Origin of the sequence: Citrobacter sp. S55_ASV_140 (genome assembly GCF_018919505.1) — a bacterium.
Lineage (GTDB): Bacteria > Pseudomonadota > Gammaproteobacteria > Enterobacterales > Enterobacteriaceae > Citrobacter > Citrobacter werkmanii.
Window position 1 is genome coordinate 1 of sequence record NZ_JAHLQZ010000180.1, and the last position, 8,128, is coordinate 8,128.

Annotated in this window: 8 protein-coding genes and 1 pseudogene; 3 read left to right on the top strand and 6 right to left on the bottom strand. The window is 53.1% G+C overall.

Translation table 11 applies throughout. From position 1 onward, the window contains the following. Positions 1-323: 323 nt before the first annotated feature. Both cspA and cueP read left to right on the top strand, forming a co-directional pair. Positions 324-536, top strand: coding sequence for an RNA chaperone/antiterminator CspA (gene cspA, locus KQJ18_RS19320; RefSeq protein WP_000014594.1), 213 nt, complete (start codon positions 324-326; stop codon positions 534-536). A gap of 187 nt (positions 537-723) precedes the next feature. Further along, complete coding sequence (gene cueP / locus KQJ18_RS19325; protein WP_042311683.1) at positions 724-1,263, top strand: copper-binding periplasmic metallochaperone CueP; 540 nt, start codon at positions 724-726, stop codon at positions 1,261-1,263. Positions 1,264-1,329: 66 nt separating this feature from the next. On the opposite strand, the gene glyS is transcribed toward cueP, so the two are convergent. The 3 genes from glyS to KQJ18_RS19340 form a co-directional block, all read right to left on the bottom strand. Then, entirely contained in the window at positions 1,330-3,399 is a 2,070-nt protein-coding gene (glyS, locus tag KQJ18_RS19330) for a glycine--tRNA ligase subunit beta (RefSeq protein WP_042311682.1), read from the bottom strand. A 9-nt stretch (positions 3,400-3,408) separates the two neighbouring features. Further along, a complete protein-coding gene (gene glyQ / locus KQJ18_RS19335; protein ID WP_001168552.1) occupies positions 3,409-4,320 on the bottom strand; it encodes a glycine--tRNA ligase subunit alpha in 912 nt (303 codons plus the stop codon). A 95-nt stretch (positions 4,321-4,415) separates the two neighbouring features. Further along, entirely contained in the window at positions 4,416-4,718 is a 303-nt protein-coding gene (locus KQJ18_RS19340; protein WP_038635204.1) for a YsaB family lipoprotein, read from the bottom strand. A 172-nt stretch (positions 4,719-4,890) separates the two neighbouring features. On the opposite strand from KQJ18_RS19340, the gene KQJ18_RS19345 reads away from it, so the two are divergent. Further along, entirely contained in the window at positions 4,891-5,886 is a 996-nt protein-coding gene (locus KQJ18_RS19345) for an acyltransferase (RefSeq protein WP_216422521.1), read from the top strand. Here the strand turns inward: KQJ18_RS19345 and yiaB are convergent. The 3 genes and pseudogenes from yiaB to KQJ18_RS19360 form a co-directional block, all read right to left on the bottom strand. Next, positions 5,883-6,248: an inner membrane protein YiaB gene (yiaB, locus tag KQJ18_RS19350; RefSeq protein ID WP_069323738.1), complete on the bottom strand. Its 366-nt coding sequence runs from the start codon at positions 6,246-6,248 to the stop codon at positions 5,883-5,885. The genes KQJ18_RS19345 and yiaB overlap by 4 nt on opposite strands. 166 nt (positions 6,249-6,414) lie before the next feature. Beyond that, complete coding sequence (gene xylB, locus KQJ18_RS19355) at positions 6,415-7,869, bottom strand: xylulokinase (protein ID WP_150345549.1); 1,455 nt, start codon at positions 7,867-7,869, stop codon at positions 6,415-6,417. Positions 7,870-7,941: 72 nt separating this feature from the next. After that, positions 7,942-8,128: pseudogene (locus KQJ18_RS19360) on the bottom strand (xylose isomerase); the annotation flags it as partial.

Sequence of the window (8,128 nt, forward strand, 5' to 3'; positions counted from 1 at the left end):
GATCCAGGCCGATCCGAGATTAAGTAAGCAGTTGATGGATTGAACTATTTTTTAATTTTGCTGAAGAACGGTCCGGTAAAAGGGCCGTTCCCTTACGGAGGGTATCCACAAATAAGAAAATAGTAGTTGCATCCACAGGCGTAAAATGAGTTAATGCTCTCAACGGTTTGACGTACAGACCATTACAGCAGTTTAGTAAGGCAAGTCCCTTCAAGAGTTATCATTGATACCCCTCGTAGTGAGCATTTCCTTTACTGTTAAAAAATCTGTAGAGCACGCCATATCGCCGAAAGGCACACTTATTTTTTAAAAGGTAATACACTATGTCCGGTAAAATGACTGGTATCGTAAAATGGTTCAACGCTGATAAAGGTTTCGGCTTCATCACTCCTGACGATGGCTCTAAAGACGTGTTCGTACACTTCTCTGCTATCCAGAACGATGGCTACAAATCTCTGGACGAAGGTCAGAAAGTTTCCTTCACCATCGAAAGCGGCGCTAAAGGCCCGGCAGCTGGCAACGTAACCAGCCTGTAAGCTTAAAAAGCTCAAAATTCTGAATCCCTGCCAAACGGCGGGGATTTTTTTTACCTGTATTTCGCAATACATCCCACCGAAACGCGTCTTTGCATTACTTTACCCGCCGTACCTTTGACCTTTCCCTAAGGGCAAGCTTTATAGTGAGCCAGTCTGTATTCCATAATGTTCACAAGGAATTGAAACTATGTCGAAATCCTCACTGCTGCTGGTTTTAGGTTTGCTCACAACGGGCACTGCATTCGCGGCGACCCCGGAAGCCACTTTTCTGGCGGAACATGGACTCAGCGGTAAATCCGTTGAGCAAATCGTAGAGACTATTGACCAGTCGCCGCAGAGTCGCCCGTTGCCTTACTCAGCGTCTGTCACCAGCACCGCGCTGAAACTCTCTTCTGGCGATCAGGTTTATACCCTGCCGCTCGGTGACAAATTCTACCTGTCATTTGCCCCCTATGAATGGCAAACACACCCTTGCTTCAACCATAGTCTGTCTGGCTGCCAGGGCGAAATGCCGGAGAAGACATTCAATGTCAAAGTGACGGACAGTAAGGGAGAGGTCGTGGTACAAAAAGCGATGAAAAGCGGTCGAAACGGCTTCGTCGGGGTATGGCTACCGCGCAATATGGAAGGCACCATCGCAGTAAACTACAACGGTAAATCAGCCGAGTATCCCATTAAGACTATGGAAGACAGCCAGACCTGCCTGACTAAGTTGCAGTTGCGCTAACAACATAAAAAAATGCCGGATAAGGCGGAGACGCCATCCGGCATTTTCTAAGTCAGCTCAGGACCGTTACTGTAGCAGCGAAATATCCGCCACGCGCAGGAACAGCTCGCGCAGTTTTTCGAGCATAGACAGACGGTTAATACGCAGTTCTTTATCTTCTACGTTAACCATGACTTTCTCGAAGAAGGCATCGACCGGTTCACGCAGTGCCGATAGCTCAACCAGCGCTTCCTGGTAATGCCCGGCTGCAAAGACTGGCTCCAGCTTGTCGCGCAGCACCACAACCTGCATCGCCAGCGCAATTTCTTCCGGCTCTTTCAGCGTTGCCGCATTCACGCGGTCGTTCAGCGTTTCTTCAGACTTCGCCAGGATGTTCGATACACGCTTGTTCGCCGCAGCCAGCGCGGACGCGGCTTCCAGCGTACGGAAGTGCGATACCGCCTTCATGCGTGCGTCGAAATCAGCTGGACGAGTCGGACGACGCGCCAGCACGGCCTGAATAGTATCAACAGTGTAACCTTCGTCCTGATACCAGGCGCGGAAGCGACCGAGCATAAAGTCGATAACGTCATCCACGACTTTCGCGTTGGTCAGCTTGTCGCCATACAGACGAACCGCTTCTTCGGTCAGCGTTTGCAGATCGAGATTCAGGTTCTTCTCAACGATAATACGCAGCACGCCCAGCGCGGCACGACGCAGCGCAAACGGGTCCTTATCGCCTTTCGGATGCTGGCCGATACCAAAGATACCCGCCAGGGTATCCATCTTGTCGGCAATCGCCACGGCACAGGCTACCGGGTTAGACGGCAGGTCATCGCCGGCAAAGCGCGGCTGATACTGCTCGTTTAGCGCCACGGCCACATCTTCCGCTTCGCCATCATGACGCGCATAGTGCATGCCCATCACGCCCTGGGTGTCGGTGAACTCAAAGACCATGTTGGTCATCAGGTCACACTTGGACAGCAGGCCCGCACGCGTTGCGTGGTTAACGTCAGCGCCAATCTGGCCAGCAATCCAGCCCGCCAGCGCCTGGATACGATCGGTCTTGTCGCGCAGCGTACCCAGTTGCTGTTGGAACAGCACGGTTTGCAGACGCGGCAGATGATCTTCCAGACGTTTTTTACGGTCGGTATTGAAGAAGAACTCGGCATCCGCCAGACGCGGGCGAACCACTTTCTCGTTACCGGAAATAATCTGGCTCGGATCTTTCGATTCGATGTTGGCAACGAAGATAAAGTTCGGCAGCAGTTTGCCGTCGTTGGCGTAAACCGGGAAGTACTTCTGGTCACCTTTCATGGTGTGAACCAGCGCTTCTGACGGAACCGCGAGGAATTTATCTTCGAACTTCGCGGTCAGCACTACTGGCCATTCCACCAGCGAGGTGACTTCTTCCAGCAGGCTTTCGCTCAGATCAGCGTTACCGCCAATCTTGCGCGCCGCTTCTTCAGCATCGGCTTTGATTTTCGCTTTACGCTCAGCGTAATCCGCAATCACTTTACCGCGCTCACGCAGGATTTCTGGGTATTGATCGGCAGAATCGATGGTGAATTCCGCTTCGCCCATAAAGCGATGGCCGCGAATCACGCGATCGGACTGAATGCCCAGAATCGTTGCCGGAATCACTTTGTCACCCAGCAGCAGAGTCACGGTGTGAACCGGACGCACGAAATGGACGTCAGACGCGCCCCAGCGCATCAGTTTCGGGATCGGCAGCTTAGCCAGCGAGGTGGCGATCATGTTCGGCAGCAGCGTTTCAGCGCTTTCGCCTTTCACATGCGCGCGGTACAACAACCACTCGCCTTTATCGGTGGTCAGACGCTCGGCCTGGTCAACGGTGATACCGCAGCCACGCGCCCAACCTTCTGCCGCTTTGCTCGGTTTGCCTTCGGCGTCAAACGCCTGAGCAATTGCCGGGCCGCGTTTTTCAACTTCACGGTCAGGTTGCGCTTCAGCCAGGTTCGCGACTTTCAGCGCCAGACGACGCGGTGCGGCGAACCACTCAACGTTGCCGTGCGCGATGCCAGCGTTATCCAGCTCCGCGGTAAAGTTCGCAGCAAAGGACTCAGCCAGGCTGCGCAGTGCTTTTGGTGGCAGCTCTTCAGTGCCGATTTCCACCAGAAAAGTTTTCTCAGACATGGCCGCCTCTTATTTCTCTTTGTTGCACATCGGGAAGCCAAGGGCTTCACGGGAAGCGTAGTAAGCTTCTGCCACTGCTTTGGTCAGGGTGCGAATGCGCAGGATATAGCGCTGACGCTCGGTGACGGAGATGGCTTTACGCGCATCCAGCAGGTTGAAGCTATGAGCGGCTTTCAGAATACGTTCATACGCAGGCAGCGGCAGTGGGTTTTCCAGCGCCAGCAGCTGCTGCGCTTCTTTCTCGTACTGCTCGAAGCAGGTGAACAGGAAGTCCACGTCGGCGTATTCGAAGTTATAGGTGGATTGCTCCACTTCGTTCTGATGGAACACGTCGCCGTAAGTGGTTTTACCCAGCGGGCCGTCGCTCCAGACCAGGTCGTAAACGCTGTCTACGCCCTGAATGTACATGGCCAGACGTTCCAGACCGTAGGTAATTTCCCCGGTCACAGGTTTACATTCCAGACCACCAACCTGCTGGAAGTAGGTGAACTGCGTGACTTCCATACCGTTCAGCCACACTTCCCAACCCAGCCCCCAGGCACCCAGCGTCGGGTTCTCCCAGTTATCTTCCACGAAACGGATGTCGTGAATGGTCGGGTCCATACCCAGCTCTTTCAGAGAACCCAGGTACAGCTCCTGAATGTTGTCCGGAGACGGCTTAATCACTACCTGGAACTGATAGTAGTGCTGTAAGCGGTTCGGGTTTTCGCCATAGCGGCCGTCGGTCGGACGACGAGAAGGCTGCACATACGCAGTCGCCATCGGTTCCGGCCCCAGCGCACGCAGGCAGGTCATTGGGTGAGATGTCCCCGCGCCGACTTCCATGTCCAATGGTTGAACGATGGTGCAGCCCTGGCGAGCCCAGTAATCCTGTAAGGTCAGGATCAAGCCCTGGAAGGTCCTGGTATCAAACTTTTGCATATTATTTCGTGCTGGATACGTGTGGATTTAAAGGAAGCGGTCAGTATACCCGCTGGCTGCAAGATATACAGTACGAAACGGGAAAAAGGGGGAACTTAGCGCATGGAAAGGTGCAAAAACTGCCCGTCTGCATCAAAAGAGCAGACAAAACTCTCTTTACGGAAGGTCGAACCGCGCATTTCATAGCTGCCCTGGAATTGTTCCAGGCCGGCGATATCAATTTTCTGCGCGCCGGTGTTATAAAGCTCTGCCGCTTCACTTTTGCACAATGCCGCCATATCGAGCGAACGTGCGGCATTCACCTTTTGCGCCTTCTGCGCAGGTGCAGGCGGCTGTGTGTCGGCGCACGCCGCCAACAAAAAGATAGCGAGCGCGGGAAAGAAATACTTCATCATCATTTTATTACCGCCTGGTTTGCTGGTCAGTCTTATTATTAGTGTCTGGAAACGGATCTTATTTTGAGAATCTCATCAGACCATCTCAAGCTTTAGCGTAAAAACTCAGATTATTCCAGTGAGTTACGCTCGCAAAAAATCGGTCAGACTTTTTTTAATGGAGACAGAGGAACTGATGCAGCCCAAAATTTTCTGGATTGATAACCTGCGCGGAATAGCTTGTTTAATGGTCGTGATGATCCACACCACAACCTGGTACATCACCAATGCGCACAGCATCAGCCCGTTTAATTGGGATCTGGCCAATGTGCTCAATTCCGCCTCTCGCGTCAGCGTACCGTTGTTCTTTATGATTTCGGGTTATCTGTTTTTTGGCGAACGCAGCGCCAAACCGCGTCATTTCACGCGCATCGCGCTGTGCATTCTTTTTTACAGCAGCGTGTCTCTGGCCTATATCCTGTTGTTTACCTCGATCAACGCTGAGCTGTCGCTGAAAAACCTGCTGCAAAAGCCGGTGTTCTATCACCTGTGGTTTTTCTTCGCCATTGCCGTCATCTACCTGGTTTCCCCGCTGATACAGGTGAAAAATATCAGCGGCAAGATGCTGCTGGCGCTCATGGTAGTGACTGGGGTGATTGCCAATCCCAACACCGTCTCGCAAAAAATCGGCGGTTTTGAGTGGCTTCCCATCAACCTGTACATCAGTGGCGACACTTTCTATTACATCCTGTACGGCATGCTGGGAAGGGCGATTGGCATGATGGATACACAGAAACGTTCGCTCACCAGGCTCTGTGCAGCGTTGTTCATCGTCGCCGTGTTTGTTATCTCTCGAGGCACGTTGCATGAACTGCGCTGGCGAGGCAATTTTGCCGATACCTGGTACCTCTACTGCGGCCCGGCAGTATTTATTTGCGCCGTCTCGCTCCTGACGCTGGTCAAAAACACGCTCAGCACGCGCACTCTGCCGGTATTGGGCCTTATTTCCCGTCACTCGTTGGGTATTTATGGCTTTCATGCGCTGATCATTCACGCGCTGCGCACCAACGGTTTAGAACTCAAGAACTGGCCGCCGCTGGATATGCTATGGATTTTTAGCGCCACGCTGGCGGGTAGCCTGCTGTTATCCATACTGTTGCAGCGCATTGATACACGCAGGCTGGTGAGTTAAGACTCACCGTTCTGTTCATTCTGCCCTGGACGCAGCAGTAAAACTTGTCCGACCAAACACACGAAGAATGCTGCCGGGTATAGCCCCTTTTCGATGGGCGCTAACGGAATATTCCATATCCCTACCAGCAGTAGTCCCAGCGTTATCAACGCCACCATCTTGCATATGGAGGTGAAGCATTCGTCATTCTGATTAAGATTTACAGCACGCTGATAAGCATACGTCACGAACATTCCCGTCATCAGCGCACCCAAAAAATAGCCTTTGCCACTCAATAACGGGCAGGCATGCCATAAGCCAACAACGTAAATCAGTATGCCAGAGAAGAATAATATCCATGGCAACAGCCTGGTGGTCTTCATTGGGATCTCCTTATCCATCATGGGTACAATATGAATAACCCGCTAAAGACAACACAGAAATATGCCATTACACTGGATTTTCAGAATAAATTCATGCGTATCAATTATTTATTAGATTGAAATATATATTTTATCAATCCCCTCTGTTGTCCAGAGGGGAAAGTCGTCAGGACATCAGCGGCTGTAATTGCTGATAAATTCGACGGAAGGTTTCCCGACGCTGTTGGTAGAGCGCATGGCGCTCAGCATCAGGATAATGCGCCTGTTCCAGCGTAAGCTGAGGCAGCATGTCTGATAACGGCTTTTGCGGGTTCATGGCAATTTGCGCCAGGCGCGCCGCACCGAGTGCAGGACCGACATCGCCGCCGGTACGATAATCCAGTTGCAACCCGCTGATATCAGACAGCATCTGACGCCAGTATTCGCTGCGAGCCCCGCCGCCAATGAGCGTAATGCTGGCTGGCTGTACACCGCACGCATGCACGACATCCATGCCGTCGGCCAGCGCAAAACCCACACCTTCCAGTACCGCCCGCGCCAGTTCTGCCGGACCATGCTGATGCGTCAGACCGAAAAATACGCCCTTCGCCTGCGGGTTATTATGCGGCGTACGTTCACCGGACAGATAAGGTAAAAACCAGACCGGTTCGGCGTCTGCATTCGCTTGTTGCGCTGCGGCGATCAATACCGGTACGCTCGCCAGTCCGGTTAATTTCGCCGCCCAATCCAGGCAGGATGCCGCACTCAGCATCACGGACATCAGGTGCCATCGCTCCGGCAAAGCATGACAAAAACTGTGGACCGCGCTTTCCGGCTTACTGAGGAAGCCGTCGCTTACCGCAAAATAGACGCCGGATGTACCCAACGAAAGCATCGCCTGACCGGCATTCATCATGCCTACGCCGACCGCTCCCGCCGCGTTATCACCGCCCCCGGCAACGACCGCAACCTCATTCATTCCCCAGTCCAGGGCGACTTCTGGCAGTAATGTTCCGGTAATCGCACAACCTTCGTATAGCGCAGGCATATGCGCACGAGACAGCTTACAGGCCGCCAGCATGACATCACTCCAGTCACGTTTGGCGACATCCAGCCACATCGTACCTGCCGCATCAGACATATCGCTGGCAAAATCGCCGGTCATTCGCAGACGCAGGTAATCTTTCGGCAGCAACACTTTATCTACCCGGCTGAAAATCTCCGGCTCGTGACGTTGCACCCACAGCAACTTTGGCGCGGTAAAACCAGGCATCATCAGGTTGCCGGTGATAGCACGAGACTGCGGAACCAGGTTCTCCAGCATTACGCACTCTTCAGCGCAGCGGCCATCGTTCCACAGGATTGCGGGACGTAATACTTTCTGTTGCTTGTCCAGTAACGTCGCGCCGTGCATCTGGCCGGCAATCCCTAACGCTTTCACCTCACTGAGCGAATGCTGCTGGCCCAGCGCTTTTACGGCGCGATCCGTTGCCAGCCACCATTGTTCAGGGTCCTGCTCTGACCATAACGGATGCGGACGCGAGACCGTGAGTTTCTCCGTTTGCGAAGCGATCACATCGCCCTGCTCATTCAGCAGAATGGCCTTTACGCCTGAGGTGCCAAGATCTATCCCGATATACATAGCGTATCGTTCCTTAAAGAAAGGCCCGGCAGCGCGTGGCTTTCCGGGCTTACGGACGTTCTCAGAAACCTGTTATTTGTCGAACAAATAATGGGTTACCAGATTTTCCAGCAGTTCCTGATGGCCGCTCTGATGCACTGGCGCCAGATTATGTTGTTCAGCGTACTGCGCAATTTCCGTCAGCGTCATCTGCCCTTTCAGAATTTGCTGGCCCAGCTCACCATTCCAACCAGCGTAACGCTTGGCCACACGCTGATCC

Bases quoted from the DNA above. Each gene is read 5' to 3' on its own strand.
- KQJ18_RS19340 (WP_038635204.1), bottom strand. From the start codon at position 4,718: ATGATGATGAAGTATTTCTTTCCCGCGCTCGCTATCTTTTTGTTGGCG.
- yiaB (WP_069323738.1), bottom strand. From the start codon at position 6,248: ATGAAGACCACCAGGCTGTTGCCATGGATATTATTCTTCTCTGGCATA.
- cueP (WP_042311683.1), top strand. From the start codon at position 724: ATGTCGAAATCCTCACTGCTGCTGGTTTTAGGTTTGCTCACAACGGGC.
- KQJ18_RS19345 (WP_216422521.1), top strand. From the start codon at position 4,891: ATGCAGCCCAAAATTTTCTGGATTGATAACCTGCGCGGAATAGCTTGT.
- cspA (WP_000014594.1), top strand. From the start codon at position 324: ATGTCCGGTAAAATGACTGGTATCGTAAAATGGTTCAACGCTGATAAA.
- glyS (WP_042311682.1), bottom strand. From the start codon at position 3,399: ATGTCTGAGAAAACTTTTCTGGTGGAAATCGGCACTGAAGAGCTGCCA.
- xylB (WP_150345549.1), bottom strand. From the start codon at position 7,869: ATGTATATCGGGATAGATCTTGGCACCTCAGGCGTAAAGGCCATTCTG.
- glyQ (WP_001168552.1), bottom strand. From the start codon at position 4,320: ATGCAAAAGTTTGATACCAGGACCTTCCAGGGCTTGATCCTGACCTTA.